Raw genomic sequence first — 17,200 nt, 5'->3', positions numbered from 1 at the left:
CCCGAGGTTCGTCGGCCGGGCCCACCGACTCCCCGAGCGGCACCCGGGGTTCGTCGGCCACGCCTGCCGAACCCCCGTCCGCTCCCCGACGCTCGGCAGCCGCGCCTGCCGAACCCCCCGCCGCCCGCCCGGCACCCGCGTCCGCCGACGGTCCCCGCCGCCCCGAGCGCACCACCTCCCCCGCTCCCGCCAAGCCCCCGGCGGCAGCACCGCCCCCCATCGCCCCCCGCGTCCCGTCGGCCCCGGACACGCCGGGCCCGCGCCCCCCGGCCGCACGCGCCCCGGAGGGGCCGGCGCCGGAGGCCGTGGCTCCCGTGCGCCCGGCGAAGCCGGTGGCCCCGCGCCCCGTCGTACGGCCCGTGGAGGCGCCGGAGGAAGTGGCGGGCAGGCCGTGCCCGTCCTGCGGCACGCCCAACCCGCCGGGCCGCCGTTTCTGCCGCCGCTGCGCGGCCGAGCTGAACCCGGCGGCGAAGCCGGAGCCGCTGCCGTGGTGGCGGACGGTGTGGCCGCTGCGCCGCCGGGTGCGGGCCGGCTCGGGCCGCGGCGTGCGGCTGCTGGTGATCCTGGGACTGCTGGTGGCTCTGTGCGCGGCCGGTCTCTTCCTGCTGCCGGCCGGACGTGCCCTGTTCGAGGACACCCGGGACAAGCTGGGCAAGCCCAAGGCCGTGACCCCGGTGGGCATCAAGGCGAGCGCCGAGGTGCCCGGGCACCCGGCCCGGAACACCACGGACGAGGTGAGCAACCACTACTGGGGCGCGCCGGCGCCGGGCGCGTCGGTGACCTACACCTTCGGCGAGCCGTTCCGGCTGATCGACGTGATCATCACCAACGGCGCGTCCAAGTCCCCCGAGGCTTACGCCGACGAGGCGCGCGCGCTCCGGATGGACATGGAGGTCACCACGCGGGACGGCGAGGTGCACCGCAAGCGGATCACCCTCGCCGACAAGCCGGGCCCCCAGACGATCCACACCGCGTTCAGCCATGTCACCACGGTGCGCCTGGTGCTCGACTCCCCGGCCGGCCTGTCCCCGGGCCGCCACCTGGCCCTCGCGGAGGTGGAGTTCTTCGCCCGGAGCTGACCCGGAAACCCTGCCCGGAGCCCCCGCAAGGGAGTTGCAAGGAGCCTGCAAGGAAAGTGCCCTCCGGGCCGGGAAATCCCCTGTCGACCGCTGAACGCGGCGACGAGCGATGGGGGATCGCATGTCCGTCAGCACCACGAAACCAGCACTGATCGAGCAGGGACACTGGCTGACCGTACGAGACTGCAAGAGGGTATTGGTGGTCGTCCACACCGTGACGTTCGCCCAGCGCCTCCAGGAAGTCTTCGGTCTGCTGGAGTCCGACCTGCGCGTCCAGCTGGTCTTCACCGCAGCCCCGCACGCCTTCGGCAGCGGGACCACGCAGTACCTGCACGAGCTGGGCATCTCCACGGTGCCCTGGGAGGAGGCCCTACGGACGGAATTCGACCTGGCGCTGGCCGCCGGGTCCCGCGGAGTGCACGAACTGCGCGCTCCGGTCCTGCGCGTCTCGCACGGGGCGGGACACATCAAACCGCTCACCGACGTCAGCGGGCTCGCCCCGGGGGAGCACCGGGCGCCGGGGATGCTGAGCAGGCAGCACCTGCTGCACGAAGGCCGCCTGGTACCGGCGGCGATCGCCTACGCCCATGAACGGGACGTGGCGGAACTGGCGCGGTCGTGCCCGGAGGCGCTTCCGGCCGCGCACGTGGTGGGCGACCCGTGCGTCGACCGGATCACGGCGGGCCTGCCGCTGCGCGAGGACTACCGGCGCGCACTGGGGATCGAGAGCGGACAGCGTCTCGTGGTCGTCACCTCCACCTGGGGGCCCACCTCGACGTTCGGGCGGCTCGACGCCCTGCTCCCGCAGCTGCTCGGCCGGCTGCCGGACGACGGCTACCGCATCGCGCTGCTGGTCCACCCGAACGTGTTCGCGGGCCACGGGACGTGGCAGGTGCGCGGGTGGCTGGCCGGCTGCCGTGACCGGGGCGTCGCGCTGGTGCCCCCGGAGGCCGACTGGCAGGCCCCGCTGATCGCGGCCGACTGGATCATCGGCGACCACGGCTCGCTGACCGTGTACGGCGCGCTCACCCGGGCCACGCTGCTGCTCACGCCCGGCCCCCGGCGGGAGGTGTCCGCCTCCTCCCCGACGGCGCTGCTCACGGCCGTCGCGCCCGTGCTCGCCCCGGGCTATCCGCTGGCCGAACAACTGGAGTACGCGGCCCGGTTGCGCCGCCCGGGGCAGTACGACGAGGTGACCGCCTCGCTGTCGTCGGCGCCGGGTGAGTTCCACCGGCGGATGCGCGCGGTCGTCTACCGCCTGCTGGGCCTCGGCGAACCCGCCCTTCCGCCGCTCGTCACCCCGCCCCCGCCGCCGCCTTCGCTGCGGCAGTGGGAGATTCCCGCCGGACGGGGAGCGGAGCGGTGATCCGCCGGTCGCCGACCTCCCGGGGGCACGCGCCGCCCGCCCGACCCGCGCCCGCCCGGGGCGCGGAGCCGGGGGCCGCGTGGGCCACCGTCTGCTTCCGTCCGCCGCACCCCGGCGCCCTGCCCCGGGAGGCCGGCTTCCGGGGCGGTCCGGCCCTCGTCGTCTGGCGCACGCGGGCGGCGCACGGACCGGCCCTCGTCCGCTGCGACGCGCTGCCGGTCACGGAGCGGGGGCGCGCGTACGGGCACCCCTCCCCGTGTCTCCACCCGCCCGGCCGGCTGCCGTGCGACACGCATCTGTGGGCGGACGCGGAGGGGCCGGCGGAGCTGAGGGAACAGGCCGACGTGCTGGTCGGCCGGGTGCCCAGGGCGGTCGCCGAGGCCCGGTGGCGGGTGCGGGTGCTGCTCGCGGAGCACCCGGGGTGTCTCGCCGCCGTCGTGCCCGGCTTCGGCGCGGGGTGCGTGGTCGGTGTGCGGCGGGCGGCGGGTGACCCGTGGTGTGCCGGGCTGGAGCGGGGCGGCCCCCGGGCCCCGGCCTCGCCCCAGGCGGTCGCCTCGGTGGTGCACGCCTGGGTCACCGCCGGGGGTGCGCCGAGCGCGCTGCGCGCCGTCGTGCCGGGGTGCCCCGGCTGACGCGGGGCCGTCCGGACGGACCGGCCGCGGCGGGGATCACCGCCGCCGCAGCCGGTCGTCCAGGCGGTCGGCGTCGGCCGGGCTCAGCCGGCGCAGGAGGTCGCGGGCCGCCCGGTAATGGCCGTCCGCTTCCGCCGGGTCGTCCCGCGACTCGGCGGCCAGCCCCAGCCATTCCAGGCAGCGCGCCTCCCAGTGCTCCGACCGGGCGCTGCCCGCGCGGAAGCGGGGCAGCGCCTCCCGTAACAGCCGGGTGCCCTCCTCCGGGTCCCCGGCCCGGACCAGGACGTGCCCGAGGAGGGCCAGCACCCGGGTGGCCTCGTAGGTCTCTTCCAGCGCGTCCAGCTCCGCTCGCGCCCGCCGCAGGTGGGCGGCGGCCGCGTCCGGGTCGCCCGCGGCCAGTGCGGTCTCGCCGAGGCGCCGCCGGGTGAGCGCCGCCCCGCGCCGGTAGCCGATCGACTCCCGCAGCCGCAGCGCCTCCTCGAAGTGACCGCGCGCCTCGTCGAGCCGGTCGGCCAGCAGGGCGATGTGTCCGAGTCCGCTGAGGGCCTGGGCCTGCTGCCGTACGTCCGCGTCCGCGGTGGCCATCTCCAGCGCCTGCCGGTACCAGTCGGCCGCCTCCGCGTACCGTCCGGCGTTGCGCAGGCCGATCGCGCCGGAGGTGAGCATGCGGCCCTCCCCGGGCCGGGATCCGCTCCGGCGGGCCGCTTCGAGACCGAGGCGGTGTGCCTCGATCCACATCTCCGTGGGGCGCAGCCGTACGAAGAGGGGCCAGATGAGGTCCGTCAGCCGCCAGCAGTGGGTGTGCCAGCCGGCCCGCGCGCAGTGCCGGACAGCGCCCATCAGCCCGTTGCGGTGCGTGTCCAGCCAGGCCAGCGCCTCGTCGGGACCGTCGAGCGGGGTGGGCGGAACCGATTCGCCGGGCAGGACGTCGGCCAGGTCGTGGTCCGCCAGCCGGTGGCTCGGGGTGAGGACGCGCTCCGCCGACGCCGCGGTGGACAGACACCAGCCGACGAACCGGCGCAGTACCTCCTCGCGCAGGGCGGGATCCTCGCGTTCCTCGCCCAGCCGGCGGGCGTGCGGCTGGACGAGGTCGTGGAACCGGTAGGTGCCCGGTCCCGTCTCCTCCAGCAGGTTCGCCTCCACGAGGGTGTGGACGGCGATGTCGGTGACGTGTTCCGCGTCCTGCGGCGGCTCGCCGTCGGCCGCGATGGCGGACAGCATCCGGAGGTCGTGGCGGTCCGCGGGCAGCAGTCCCATCCGGCGGTAGAGCCGGGCGCTCGGCTCCGGCAGCACGTCATACGCCATGTCCAGCGCCGTACGCATCACGGCCTCCCCGTCGATACGCAGCAGATCGACCGCCCCCTGCCCGCGGGAGAGGCGGTCGGCCAGGTCGGACACGGAATGGTGCGGGCGGATGGCGAGCTGAGCGGAGGCCAGGCCGACGGTCAGCGGCAGGCCGCCGCACAGCCGGACCACTTCCTGCGCGGCGTCCGGCTCCCGGGCCACCCGCGCCCCGCCGCCGACGGCCAGCAACTCTACGGCCGACGCGTCCGGCAGCCCCTCCATCCGGTGCAGGGACGCCCCGTCGACCCGCAGCCCCGTCAGATTGTTCCTGCTGGTCACCAAGGTGATCCCGGTCGGCGAGCCGGACAGCAGCGGACGTACCTGGGCGGCGGTGAAGGCGTTGTCCAGCAGCACGGCCAGCCGCAGCCCCGAGGTCAGCGAACGCCACAGCGCGCTGCGTTGCGCGATGCCCGCCGGGGGCGAGGTCACGCCGAGCGCGATCAGGAAGGCCTCCAGGACGGTGGTGGGCGAGGCCGGGCCGCTCTCCCCGTCGGCGGCCTGTCCGGCCAGGTCGGCGTACAGCTGGCCGTCGGGGAAGCTGTCGGCGTGCTCGTGCAGCCAGTGGCAGACGAACGTGGTCTTCCCGACGCCCGCGAGCCCGCTGACCACCACCACCTGGGCCGCGTGCGCCGGGTGCTGGGCGCGCAGCGCGTCCAGGGCTCTGCGGTCCGCCTCCCGGTCCATGAACCGTGCCGTCACCGGCGGGAGCTGGCGGGGGACCGGGGGCCGGGAGCGGGACGCTTCGGCGGGCGGGTGGAAGTGGATGCCGCCGTGGATGTCACGGGCCTGCACGCTGGGGCCGTGGAGCACCGCGTTCCCGCCGATGGCGTTGGCGGTCGTGCCCGGCACCGGGCCGGGTGGCGCGGGCGGCGGGGACGGGGCGTGCCGCCGTAACCACGCGGCGAGCGCGTCCCGCGTCGCCGTGTCCCGCTGGGCGGCGTCCGTCAGCTCCCGCGCGAGTTCCCGCCAGGGCGGTGTCTCCGGCCGGTACGGGCCCGCGGTGTCCGGGGGCCAGAGCCGGGCCAGCGTCGCGTCCGCGCGCGCCGCGGTGTCCACGACCCGGGCCAGCTCGCGCCAGGCGGGGGTTTCCAGGTCGGTACCGCAGGCGGCCAGGGCCGCCAGCAGCTCCCGCCGCGTGTCCGAAGGAGATGCTCCCACGTGAGTGACTCCTTTCGACTCCTGGAGGAATCACTCCCCGCTCCGGGAGGGATGGGAACGAAACCGCGGGAAGGGTGGGAGCGGAAGTCCGGGAACGGTGGGAGCGAAAGAGATTATTTATCGGTCAATTTTGGGTTCGTCGGTACCGGTCATGGCCTGTGGGAGCGGGTCCATGACACTCTCGAAGACCCGGGCAGGCCCTACCGGCGGGAGGACGCTGGTGGTGTTCGAGATTCGGCTCTCAGGAGCGGTCGAGGTACGAGCGGCCGGCCGGCGCGGTGACCTCCGCTCGACCAAGACCCGGCTCACCCTGGCCGCCCTGGCGTGGGACGCGGGCCGCACCGTGAGCGTGGACACCCTGATCCACCGGGTGTGGGACGACCATCCGCCCGGCAAGGCCCGGGAGGCGCTGCACGCGCACGTCTCACGGATCCGCGCCTCCCTGCGGATCGCCGGCGGCGACGCGCCCCCGATCACCAGCCGCACCAACTCCTACGTGCTGCAGGTCGACCCGGACCGGGTGGACCTGCGCTGCTACCAGAGCTGTGTCCACCAGGCGCGCGCCCTCAGGGACAGCGACGACCGGGAGGCCGCCCTGCGCCTGCTGGACCGGGCGGACGGGCTGTGGCGCGGCGAACCGCTGGCCGGGATCCCCGGTTCCTGGGCGGAGCACCTGCGTACCGCCGTCGGCGAGACCAGCCTCGCGGCCGCGATGACCCGGACCGAGATCCTGCTCGGCGAGGGCAAGTTCGCCGATGCCGTCCCCGTGCTGCTGCCCCTGGCCGAGGAGCACCCGGTGGACGAGGCACTGGCCGAGCGGCTGGCCATCGCCTTGTACGGCTGCGACCGCACCGCCGAGGCCACCAGGCTGCTCCAGCGGACGCGGCAGCGCGTCGTGCGCGACATCGGCCTCGACGCCGGACGTGGCCTGCACCGCGTCCACCAGGGCATCCTGTCCGGCACCCCGGCGGCGGCCCTGCTCAGGCGCACCGGCGGCGACGAGAAGAAACCCGCGCGGCCGGCCCACCGGGTCCCGGACAACCTGCCCCGGGACGTCCCGTGGGTCGGCCGGCGCGAGGAGCTGCGCCGGCTCACCTCCGCGCTCTGCGAGGGCCAGGGCAGCCCGGGCGTGGTCGTCACGGTGGAGGCGATCGACGGGCTGGGCGGCGTCGGCAAGACGGCGCTGGCCGTCCATCTGGGGCACCGATTACGGGACCGCTTCCCCGACGGGCGGATCTTCCTCCACCTGGGCGGCACCCACCCCGACCGCACGGCCACCACGCCGGCCCGGGCGCTCACCGAACTGCTGCGGCTGACCGGCCTGGACGCCAAGGAACTGCCCCACGAAACAGACGAGTTGGTCGCCCTCTGGCGAGCGACGGCGCGGGACCGCCGGATGCTGGTGATCCTGGACGACGCCGCCGGGTCCGAGCAGGTCCGCCCGCTGCTCCCGGGGGCCTCCCCGGCGGCCGTCATCGTGACCAGCCGCCGCCGGCTCCCCGGGCTTCCCGGGGTACGGCCGGTCTCCCTCGACGTGCTCCCGCGCGAGGACGCGATCGCGCTGTTCACGAGGCGGCTGGGGGTGCGGTCCGGCGTGGACGAGTCGGACATCGCCGAGATCGTGCGGATGTGCGGTCACCTGCCCCTGGCCATCGAGATCGCCGCGAGCCGGCTGCTCGCCCGGCCCTCGTGGGGCACGTCCGACCTGCTGCGGCAGCTGCGTACCGGCGGCGCGCACCTGGCCCAACTGCACGACGGGGAGCGGGCGTTGGTGCCCGTCTTCGACCTGTCCTACCGTGCGCTGAGCGCGGAGCAGCAACTGGTCTTCCGGCGCATCGGGCTGCATGTCGGCACGGAATTCACGCCGCACGCGGTGGCGGCGCTCACCGGCCTGTCCGTGCCGGTGGCCGGGCGGGCACTGGAAGAACTTCTGGCGCACCACCTGGTTTCCGAAAAATCTCCGTACCGATTCACGATTCACGATCTCCTGCGCGATTACGCCCGGTCGCTGATGGAAGCCGGTGACCTGGAGTCCGAGGACGACTGCCGGCGGGCCGTGCGCGCCCTGGTCGATCACTACGTCACCACCGCGGACCGGGCCGACCGACTGGCTTATCCGTTCCGGTTACGGATCGCCGACTTTACAGAGACGTCAGTTGTGTCGAGTCCGGAACTCGCCGACGCCCAGGCGGCCGAGCAATGGATGATCGCCGAGGGTGCCAACCTGCTCGACACGCTGGACTGGCTCGCGCATCACGGAACTGAGCGTCAACTCGCCATTGCCGTACATGTGTTGGCCGGTTTCCTGGATATGGAGGGGCATGTCCTGACGGCCGAACCGCTGCTGCGGCGGGCCGTCGCCCACTGGGAAGCCGCAGGTGACAGCGCGGCCAAGGCCCGCGCCCTGCTCGACCTCGGCGCCGTGCACACCCACAGCTCCCGCTACGCCGAGGCCATCGCGGCCGCGACCGAGGCCCTGGAGACCGCGCGCGCCCTCGGCGAATGGGAGTTGCAGAGCGAGTGCGTCCATCAGCTGTCGATCCTTCTGTGGCAGAAGGGACAGTACGCCGAGGCGCAGAAACTCCAGAAGGAGTCACTGCATTTCCTGCTGCGAACGGACAGCAAGCGGAGGATCGCCCGGAGCAGGAATTTGCTGGGAATCACCCACCTCCACCTCGCGGAAAACCGTGAGGCATTGGAATGCTTCACCTCGGCGCTGGCTGATTTCACGGAAATAGGCGACGGGCGGGGAAGGTACAGCACGCTGAACAACATCGCGGAATTGTGCCAGAGGATGGGAGACCCGGAGGCTGCCGAGAGTGCTTATCGCGAGGCGATGAGTGTGGCGGAGGGAATGGGTAACAAAAGGGACCGGGCCACTCTGGAGATGAATTTGGCGAGTGTCCTGGACACCCTCGGGAAGACCGAGGAGGCCCTCGCCCTGTACGGCCGAGTCCTGCCGGTGCTGCGAGCCGTTGGCGACCGTCGTGGCGAGGCCATCGCCCTCAACCGCATCGGCAGGGCCCACCGCGCGGCCGGCCGCGGCGAGGAGGCCCTGCCCCGGCACATCGCCGCCCTGGCGGTGATCCGCCGCATCCACGCAGCAGGTGAAGAGGCCGAAGTGCTCTACGACTTGGCTTTGGCGGAGCGTGACACCGGGCGCACGGCCCAGGCCGTGGCACATCTGGAGGAGAGCCTTTCCGTGAGCCGCGGCATCGGTGCCCCGGTCGAGGAGGCCCGCGCCGCGCGGGCTCTGGCGGAGCTGCGCGGGACGCTGAACGAGTCTGTGCAGTAGGGGCGAGAGCGCCCGTATTCGGTATTGAGTCGCCACTGCCGGACAAACCGGGTGGCCGCCGCGCGGCAGGCTTTGTGCACCGGACTTCGGAAGACTTCTCCGGCGGCTGTGCGGATGCACGTGATGCGGCGGGATACGATTGCCTCGCTGCGGCGCCGACCCACCATCTCCATGGCGGCGTTCCCGTGCGCCTGCGTTCTTCCGCGTTTCCTCCCTTCTCCAGGTCGTGAAAGGTTCGACGGCAGAGTGAAGTTCATGCTCGTCATCACGTTCACATGTATCGCTTACTTTGTGATGGCGAATGGTGCCTACCCGTCAGGGCCTGGCATATGACAGAGTCAATTTCCCTGGCCCGGGCCTGACCGCAGCCACGCGGTCCGTACCGGACACCGGCCCCTTGTGTGGCTGACCGGCCCTCCCATTCCGGGGAGAGGCCGGTTCGCCTTCTCCCCGGTGGGCGCGAGGTTCTGAGACCATGGCGCTCCGATCGGTTCCGCTTCGTCGGGGACAAGGAGCGCGCTCATGGACGCGATCTCGGCGGATCTCCTGGTGACGGTGGCGACCGGGGCGGCCGGTGAGGCCGGGCGGCAGCTGTGGGCGGCGTTGAGCGGCCTGGTGCGCAGGAGGCCCGCGGCGGCGGAGGAGCCGGTGACCGGAGAGGTCGAACTGGCCTCTCTGGCCGAGGCGCCCCACGACGTCGCGCGAGCACGGGCGCTGAGCGACGTCCTCGCACTCCGTGCCGAACGCGACCCCCTGTTTCTGGCCGGCCTGACGCGGTGGCACGAGCAGGCGCGGACGCTGGAAACCGGCCAGGGGGACACCAGCAACACGATCAGCGGCGGGACGCAGAACGGACCGGTTCTGCAAGGGCGTGACTTCTCCGGGATCACGTTCAACGACCCCGGGCAGGGCGGCGCCCGCTGACCCGCCCGGCCCGCACCGAGGCGTTGTCGATCGTGACCGGCGCGGGTGTCACACGGTCACCGGCACGCCGGTCCGGTGCAGGAAGTCGGCCGTGCTGCGCAGCACCTGGGCGTGCGCGGCCTGCCGTGCCGGGTGGTCCAGGAGCCGTTTGCGCAGGCCGGGCCCGTCGGCGAGGCCCGCGTCGCGGTAGGCGGCCGGGCTGTAGAAGGACGCCATGGTCTCCCGCAGGTACTCCGACAGCCGGCGGCCGACGGCCCGGCGCCCCTCCTCGTCCAGCCCGGACTCCGCCAGCCGCTCCCACAGCAGCCGGAGCAGCCGCACCCCGAACGCGAGGTGCCGGCTCTCGTCCTGGTGGTGGATCCGGTTGAGCCGCCGGATCGCCGGGTGCAGGCGGGTGTCCGCCGCGAGCCGTACGTTGTAGTGGCCGACGATCCGCTCGAAGAGCACGATCCGGGCGAGGACGAGGAAGTCCTCCAGCGCCGGGTCCTGGCCGGCGGAGGGCGGCCGGGGCCTCGTGTCCGGGTAGATCCGGCCGCCGTACCTCAGGCAGAAGGTGGCGAAAGACCACATGTGCCGGTTCTCCTCGCCGACGAAGTGGCGGAGGAACTCGGACGGCAGCTCGAAGCCGGGCGTGTGGACGCGCCGCATCACCTCGGTGAGCAGTTCACGGATGCCGTGGACGTGGAGGCTGTGGAAGTTGACGCTCTCCCAGCGGCTGAGGACGCACAGCTGCTCGTCGCTCAGCTCGTCGGCGTACTCCGTACCGTGCACGGACAGCAGTTCCGGCGAGAACCAGTACTCGTCACCGGGCAGCGCGGGCGGCCACGCGAAGGCGGTGTACGGGTCGCAGTGGTCGCCGCCCGCCTTGGCGGACAGCCGGGCGAGCAGCTCCCGGAGGTGACGGTCGTCGGTCACGGCGTCTCCCGTCGCGGCGGCCACGCCCGGATACACCAGAGCTCGCACAGCGCCTCCTGAGTGCCCTCGCGGGGCAGCCCCGCCGAGTGCTTGTCAGACCAGCCCGGTTTGCCCGCGCTTCACGCTAACTCGCGCTCCGGAGGCCGTGGAACAGCGCCTTTTCGCCGTTCCAGGGGTGCGTCAGGCGTGACGGGGAGCGGCTCGCGGGGTGGGTGCGGGGGGAGGGAGGACCGGAGCGCCCCTCGCCGGGCCGCCGGATGGTGCCGACGCCTCCGGCGGGAACCGCGCGGGCCCGGGCTACGGTTCCTTGCCGCAGACCTCGCCGGGTTCCAGGCTCGCTATGGCCGACCAGGGCACCGAGACCTCGCCGTCCGTGCCGGAGCGGAGCTCCACGTGATGCCGGTCGGCGCGGATCAGTTCGCCGCACAGCACGTCGGTGCCCGTCTTCACGATCACCGGCTGACCGGCGGGACCGGGTGTCGTCACCCAGGCGACGAAGAGCGCGGCGACGACCAGGACCACTCCCAGGACGCAGCACAGGCGGGCCCGGACCAGGGCCCGGGTCACGCGTGCCACCTCCCGCTCGGTCCAGCGGCGCAACGCCTGCCCGCCCAGGAGGATCTCGCGCTCCACGGTCCCGTGCGCCGCCCGTACGGCCAGCAGCGACCCCACGGCCAGCAGCACGAAGGCGGTGAACAGCAGCCCGGTGGCGGTCGCGCGGGCCGCCGCGGACAGGTCGGCGAGGTTGTCCCGCCCCTTCAGCAGTACAAGAACCGCGAACAGGGCCGTCAGGCCCGTGAGACCGGTGCGCCACCCCTCCGCCTGCCGGCGCAGCTCCGGAAGCCGGGTGAACTCCAGCTCGCGGGCGAGTTCGGCCCAGCGACGGTCGGAACGCGTGCTCATCGCCGTATCCGCCAGCTCGCGCCGCATCCGACGTACAGCGTGTCCGGGGGGCACTGGGGGTGGGCGTGGCCGCACTCGCACAGGTGCACTTCCGCGAGCAGCGGCTCCGGCCCGTCCTGCGCCCTGCTCGTCGTACCCCTGCCGAGGAGCCGTCCCAGTCCGCCCTTCGACCCGGTGCCCGGCCGGGCCCACGGGAACAGCGTCCGGGTGGTGCCGTGACAGCGCGGGCACCTCCCCGAGACGATCATCCCGCGTCCGTCCGGGGCGGGTTCCTGGGTGAACAGGGCGGCGTCGACGACACCGGCGTCCACCTCGGCGTACGGCACGCCGTGCTCGTGCTGACCGGCCCGCGTCACGCTGTCTCCTCCCGTTCCCCGTCCCGCTCTCCCGGGACGTCGGCGGGCTCGACCTGGAGCCCGAACATCTCCGCGTACACCTCCAGGCGCCCGCGCACCCACTCCGGCGTCTCGTCCACGGCCCGGGCGCACCGCTCGATCCGGTCCCGCCCGACCGGGCCGGTCACCTGCGGGAGCCGGCCGTCGAGGTGTGCGGAGAGGACCGCCAGGTCCTGCCAGCCGGGTACGAGGTCGGGGACGCCGGTGATCGACGGCGGCACCTCCTCCAGGGCGAGGTAGGGGGTGACGCGCCGCTGCCAGGTGTGCCGTACGGACTCGCCGAGCCGGGCGGCGATGCCGACCAGGTCGAGCGGCAGCAGCGGGGTCCCGGGCGGGGAGACCCGGTACGCCGGGTCGACGGCGACCGCGTCGTGGGCGGTGGGCACGTCGTCCGGCAGGGCGGCCAACGCCTCCTCGGACAGCTCCGGCACGAGCGCGCCGACGGCCCGCAGCGGAGCCAGCGCCCGGTACGCCGCCCGCGCGCCGAGGCTGCGCCTGCGGGCGTAGTCCACGAGTCTCCGCGCGGTGAGCGGCGCCCAGCGAGGCGTCTCGCGCCACTCGTAGTCCGGGTCCTCGTCCGGGCCCGTGTCGATCAGCACCGCCGTCTCGTCCCAGGTCGGGGCGTACTCCTCCAGCTCCCCGGGCGGGCGCGGGGCGACCAGTCCGGTGCCCAGCCCGAGGTTCCGGGCCTCCCGGTGCGCGGTGTCCCACAGCACCGACAGCCTCTGCCGGAGCCGCTGGCTGCCGGTGAACAGCACGGCCGAGGTCGCCGGTACGGGATAGTCGGCGCCCACCCAGCTGGGGTCCTCCCCGGAGAACGCGTACCTGCTGGGCGTCGGCAGGTCGTCCCAGGCGCGCAGCAGGCTTCCCGCGTCGGGCAGCCGCACCCCGGCGCTCCGCAACTCGTCCGCGCACCAGGACAGTTCCTCCCACGACAGCTCGTGGGGGCGGACCAACGCCAGGTCCCGCAGCGAGACGCCGTCCTCCAGCCGGATGCCCGCGTCGTGCAGCCACCGTGCGAGCTCGCCCGTGTCGGGGGAGGGGGCCACGTCCCGGCCGGGCGAGCGCCTGGTGTAGCGACGGCGGTGGACCACCCCGAGGCCCTCCGTCTCGCGGGCCAGGACGCGTTCGGCCTCCCACAGGGTGAGTTCGTGCTCCGCGGCCAGTTCCACCGTGGCGGCCCAGGGCAGCACGGGGCGGCCCGCGCCGTCGTGGCCGAGGTAGTGACGCAGGAGGGGGAACACCTCCGGTGACACGGCGTCCCACCGGGCGGCCAGGACCGGATCGGGCGCGGGGCGGCCCAGCCAGGCGAACCCGGCCATCCGGCGCGTCACCTCGGCCGTGCCGAGGCCGGTCGCGACGGCCACCACCGGTACGTCCCAGGGGTGGATCGCGGGTTGCGCCCGGTGCGTGTCCTCCTTCAGGTAGAGGAGCTTCAGCTCGGCCTCCGAGCAGACGTGGTCGCGGTGGTGGTCCGGGACCGCCCCCAGCGGCCCGCTCAGGAAGGGCGCGTACCGGGCGCATGCCTCGGCCAGCTCCCCGAGGGGGGTGCCGAAGCGGGCGGAGGCGCGGACGAGGCCGGAGAGATCGTCCGGGGCGTGCCGGTAGTACAGCTCGTCGGTGACCCGTCGCCTGCGCGGCGCGGAGTGCCCCCAGTCGTCGGTGCGGATCACGTCCAGCGGATCGGGCTCGCTGCCCAGGAGCCCCCGCATGACGCACCAGTCGGTGTAGCCGGGTTTCCAGTCCAGGTCGCCGTCGGTGAGCACGGCCGGCCCGGCCAGCAGCGGATGCGTGACGCGCAGGCCACGCGTCACGCGCAGCACCTCCGCCACCGTCATGTCCTGTCTGGCGGCGGCCAGGACCGCGTCACGCCAGTCGTCGCCGACCTCTTCCGCGATGTCCGACCAACCCGGCCGCGGAACGGGGTGGCCCGCCAGGGATAGTGGAACCGCCTGGTTACGGCTCCGGGACTCGGGACCGAGAGCGGCCTGCCGCCAGGGCCGGACCGCCCGGCGAAGGCGCTCGTCCTCGGGATCCCCGTGCTCCTTGAGGGACTTGTCCAGCCTGAACCAGCCGACCTCGTCGAGGTTCATCCGCCGGCCGTGGTCGTCCGACACGAGGACGCCGTGGCCGCGCAGGGCCTTCCACAGCACCCGGGCGATCGAGGGCTCACGGGATTCCATCTCCCACAGCCACTTCAGGCTCAGGGTGGCTCCCGTGGCGAGCGCGCGGGCGCCCCGCTCGATCTGCTGCCCGGCCCACAGCTCGTCGTACTTCTCCAGCTTCCCGCGGTTGACGCTGAGTTCGCCCGCGTGCGGCCCCGACAGATTGAGCACGTACCCGAAGGGCCGCCGGTCCGTGGCGATGCCGTCGTTCACGATCGCCCCCTTGCCCGAGACCCACCACAACGTGTCGGGCACGGCCTCGACCACGAACCGGGTGGCGAACTCGCCGGGCCCGTCACCCGTCTTGAGGCGCCCCGGCTGCCAGGTCTCCCCGGTGCCGTCCCGGTCGCGCACCTCAAGGCGGAACTCGCCGAGCAGGACCAGGGAGCGCAGCACCGCCACGGCGGAGTCGTCGGGCAGCGCGCTCGCGCGCCGCAGGTACAGGCGTACGCGGGTGCCGCCCTCGGGCAGCAACGTCCCGTCCTGCTCGTCGTCCTCCCGCACCCGGAAGAGGCTGCCGCTGACCGGGATCTCGACGCGCCAGGCGGTCCGGGCGGGGCGGCCGTCCGTGCCGACCGGCCGGGTCACGATCGACATCTCGTCGGCGAGCATGAAGTAGCTGAACACCCCGATGCCGAAACGACTGTTGGGGTACAGCCGCAGCGAGCTGTCGTGCCGCAGCCAGGCGGCCTGCTCGCGGCGGAAGGCGTGGGACTGGTCGAAGCGGCGGCCGGCCCGGGTGAAGGTGTTCTTGAGCTGGTCGACGGTCATGCCGACGCCGTTGTCCACGCACTCGACGTAGCGTCCGCGGCCGTCCTCGCCGGTCTCGATCCGGATCCGGCCCGCCCACGCGGCCGGCTCCCTGCCGAGCGAGCGCAGGTACCTGACCCGCGTCTCCCGGTAACGGCAGGCGTCCATGGCGTTCTGGTACAGCTCCCGCAGCGCGAGCGCGGGCCGGCCGTCGTACAGCTTCTCGCCCATCAGCAGCCGGCGGATCTCGGTCTGCGCCAGGGAGAACCGGGCGAGCGGCACGTCGTACGCGTCCGTGCCGCGGGTGCGGTCCGGGCGGAGCCGGTGGTCGGAGAAGCGCGCGGGCAGGGCCCGGAGCAACGCGGACTCCTCGTGCGGGAGGTGCCGGGCCGACTCCCGCAGCAGATGGCCGAGGTCGTCGGCGTCCTCGACGACCGAGGCGAGCGCGGCGTGCAGCGCCGGGTGCGGGCAGACCGCGTCCAGATGCAGCGTGGGCGGGGTGTCCCCGTCCTGGTCGAGGTCCCAGAAGGCGTCCCGGAGCACGGTGACCACCTCGCCCGGCACCACCGCGTCGGAGACGGCGAGGTGTTCGGCGAGGACCTCCGGCAGGCACCGCGTGTCGAAGGCGATCAGGCCCGCGAGGCGGAGCAGCGCGGCGAGCGGGCGCACCCGCAGGCGCCACGGTGTCCTGCGCACGACGTGGCGGTCCGGCGGCAGCCGCTCGTCGTCCGGCGGGGCCCCGGCGGTGATCCCCGCGGCGACCGCGCGCAGCGCCGTGGACAGCGCTCCGGCCCGGCCGCCGAGCCGCTCGCCCGCCGTGGGCGGGGCGACGTCCAGCAGCCGGGCCACGAAGTTGTCGGCCAGTACGGCGGGTACGGCCTCCTCGTCGGTGACGAACCGCTCCCCGATCCAGCGGTGGACCAGCCACAGCGTGACGGCGTGCCGGTCGTCCCCGGATTCCGTCAGCCACGAGTGCGGGTCCGTGAGCTTCTCGCTGATCTGCGGGTGCTGCTCGGTGATCTGCTCGTAGTGCCGCCGCTGACCGTCGGCGTCAGGGCGGCGCCGTACCCGCCATGGACGCGCTTCGGCGGCCTGGCTCAGCCGGTCGGCCCAGGCCGTCTCGTGCAACAGGACGCCCGCGATCAGCGCGGTGACCTCCAGGGCGGACAGCTCGGCGCCCTTGGGCAGGAGCTGGGGGAGGCGCTCGGTCAGCAGCCGCACCGGATACTCGTCGTCGGCCCAGGGGTCCGGCAGCCGTTCCTGGGCGCGGTGCACGTGCCGGGCGGCCTGGGCGGCGAGGCGGGACAGACAGTCCTGGAGATGGGCCACGGCTTCCGCGTCGCCGTCCGGTACCCGCTCCCAGAGCGCGGACGTGCGGACGACGTCCTGCCAGGGTTCGAGCAGCCGCCTGCCCTCGGCGACCGCCAGGGACCTGGTCCGCTCCGCCAGGTCGTGGCCGTAGAAGACGCTGACCTTCTGCGGACGGCCCAGGGCCCGTAAGGAGAGCGCCTGGGTGGCGCGTTCGGTCGCCCGGTACACCTGCTCCACCGTCGTGGCCTCGGTCAGCGGGTCGAAGGCACGGGCGAGCGAGGCGGTGAAGAAGCTGCCCGTCTCCGCGAAACCGCTGGGCTCTCCCGGGCCGCAGCTCGTCATCATGGCGAAGCCGCCGTGCGGGGGACCCGCGACCACTTTGCTGCCGAACGCGGCGCCCTGGTCGCCCACGCCCCAGCGGCAGGCGTCGATCACCCACAGCACGGTGCCGGCCGCGCAGTCGGCCAGATAGCGGCTGATGTCGGCTTCCAGGAGCGACTCCCGCACGTGCGGCTGCTCCCACCCGGCCGCGTCGTCGCTCGCGGGGGCCCGGGCGTCGGCCGGGACCAGGTAGTCGGTCGTGCCGATCCGGACGCCGTGACCGGTGAAGTGGAGGAGCACGGTGCTGTCCGGGGGCGCGCCGCCGGAGAAGCCGGAGATGCCCGCCGTGATCTCGTTCCGGGTGGGGTTCAGCAGGGTCCGCACCTCGTACCCGCTGCCGCGCAGGGCGGCGCCCAGGACCTCCAGATCCGCGGCGACCGTCTCCGCCAGGGGCGGAAGAAGGTGTTCCGCCCCCGGGTTCGCGCCCACGCCGATGAGCAGGGCCACGCGTCCCTCGTCTGCCACTCGCCCCCCTGGACTCGGCCGTCCCGCCCATGGTGACACCCGCCTGGGCCCGGACGGTTCGTTTAACTTTCCTTTCCATTTCTCCTCGTTGGCTGATTCCAGCCAGTGCGGTAACAA

10 protein-coding genes are annotated in these 17,200 nt (G+C 73.8%); 5 read left to right on the top strand and 5 right to left on the bottom strand.

The window, feature by feature from the left end; translation table 11 throughout:
- The first annotated feature begins 305 nt into the window (after positions 1–305).
- From ACSURM_RS17670 to ACSURM_RS17660, 3 genes are all read left to right on the top strand, one after another.
- Positions 306–1,079, top strand: a complete 774-nt coding sequence (locus ACSURM_RS17670) for a zinc ribbon domain-containing protein (protein WP_436956180.1) — start codon at positions 306–308, stop codon at positions 1,077–1,079.
- A 121-nt stretch (positions 1,080–1,200) separates the two neighbouring features.
- Entirely contained in the window at positions 1,201–2,445 is a 1,245-nt protein-coding gene (locus ACSURM_RS17665) for a hypothetical protein (RefSeq protein ID WP_436956179.1), read from the top strand.
- On the top strand, positions 2,442–3,077 hold the full coding sequence (locus ACSURM_RS17660; protein ID WP_436956177.1) for a hypothetical protein: 636 nt from the start codon (positions 2,442–2,444) through the stop codon (positions 3,075–3,077). Before ACSURM_RS17665 ends, ACSURM_RS17660 begins: the two co-directional genes overlap by 4 nt.
- 36 nt (positions 3,078–3,113) lie before the next feature.
- Here ACSURM_RS17660 and ACSURM_RS17655 read toward each other — a convergent pair whose 3' ends face one another.
- A complete protein-coding gene (locus ACSURM_RS17655) occupies positions 3,114–5,579 on the bottom strand; it encodes a tetratricopeptide repeat protein (RefSeq protein ID WP_436956176.1) in 2,466 nt (821 codons plus the stop codon).
- Positions 5,580–5,799: 220 nt separating this feature from the next.
- Here ACSURM_RS17655 and ACSURM_RS17650 point away from each other — a divergent pair, with 220 nt between their 5' ends.
- Together ACSURM_RS17650 and ACSURM_RS17645 are read left to right on the top strand one after the other, a co-directional pair.
- On the top strand, positions 5,800–8,874 hold the full coding sequence (locus tag ACSURM_RS17650; RefSeq protein WP_436956175.1) for a tetratricopeptide repeat protein: 3,075 nt from the start codon (positions 5,800–5,802) through the stop codon (positions 8,872–8,874).
- Between the two features lie 522 nt (positions 8,875–9,396).
- Positions 9,397–9,798 carry a hypothetical protein gene (locus ACSURM_RS17645; protein ID WP_436956173.1) on the top strand — a complete coding sequence of 134 codons (402 nt, stop codon included), beginning with the start codon at positions 9,397–9,399 and terminating at the stop codon, positions 9,796–9,798.
- 48 nt (positions 9,799–9,846) lie between these two features.
- Here ACSURM_RS17645 and ACSURM_RS17640 read toward each other — a convergent pair whose 3' ends face one another.
- The 4 genes from ACSURM_RS17640 to ACSURM_RS17625 form a co-directional block, all read right to left on the bottom strand.
- A complete protein-coding gene (locus ACSURM_RS17640; protein WP_436956172.1) occupies positions 9,847–10,761 on the bottom strand; it encodes a diiron oxygenase in 915 nt (304 codons plus the stop codon).
- Positions 10,762–11,010: 249 nt separating this feature from the next.
- Positions 11,011–11,616 carry a hypothetical protein gene (locus tag ACSURM_RS17635; RefSeq protein WP_436956170.1) on the bottom strand — a complete coding sequence of 202 codons (606 nt, stop codon included), beginning with the start codon at positions 11,614–11,616 and terminating at the stop codon, positions 11,011–11,013.
- Positions 11,613–11,972, bottom strand: a complete 360-nt coding sequence (locus ACSURM_RS17630; protein ID WP_436956169.1) for a hypothetical protein — start codon at positions 11,970–11,972, stop codon at positions 11,613–11,615. The genes ACSURM_RS17635 and ACSURM_RS17630 overlap by 4 nt, the downstream gene beginning before the upstream one ends.
- A complete protein-coding gene (locus ACSURM_RS17625) occupies positions 11,969–17,083 on the bottom strand; it encodes an HD domain-containing protein (RefSeq protein WP_436956167.1) in 5,115 nt (1,704 codons plus the stop codon). Before ACSURM_RS17625 ends, ACSURM_RS17630 begins: the two co-directional genes overlap by 4 nt.
- Positions 17,084–17,200 lie beyond the last annotated feature (117 nt).

The organism is Streptomyces sp. SudanB182_2057 (genome assembly GCF_964272715.1).
Classification (GTDB): Bacteria; Actinomycetota; Actinomycetes; order Streptomycetales; family Streptomycetaceae; genus Streptomyces; species Streptomyces rubradiris.
This window is presented reverse-complemented; position numbering and strand designations above follow the sequence as displayed.

Coding starts and splice junctions, on each gene's coding strand:
- ACSURM_RS17645 (WP_436956173.1), top strand. CDS start 9,397: ATGGACGCGATCTCGGCGGATCTCCTGGTGACGGTGGCGACCGGGGCG.
- ACSURM_RS17635 (WP_436956170.1), bottom strand. CDS start 11,616: ATGAGCACGCGTTCCGACCGTCGCTGGGCCGAACTCGCCCGCGAGCTG.
- ACSURM_RS17665 (WP_436956179.1), top strand. CDS start 1,201: ATGTCCGTCAGCACCACGAAACCAGCACTGATCGAGCAGGGACACTGG.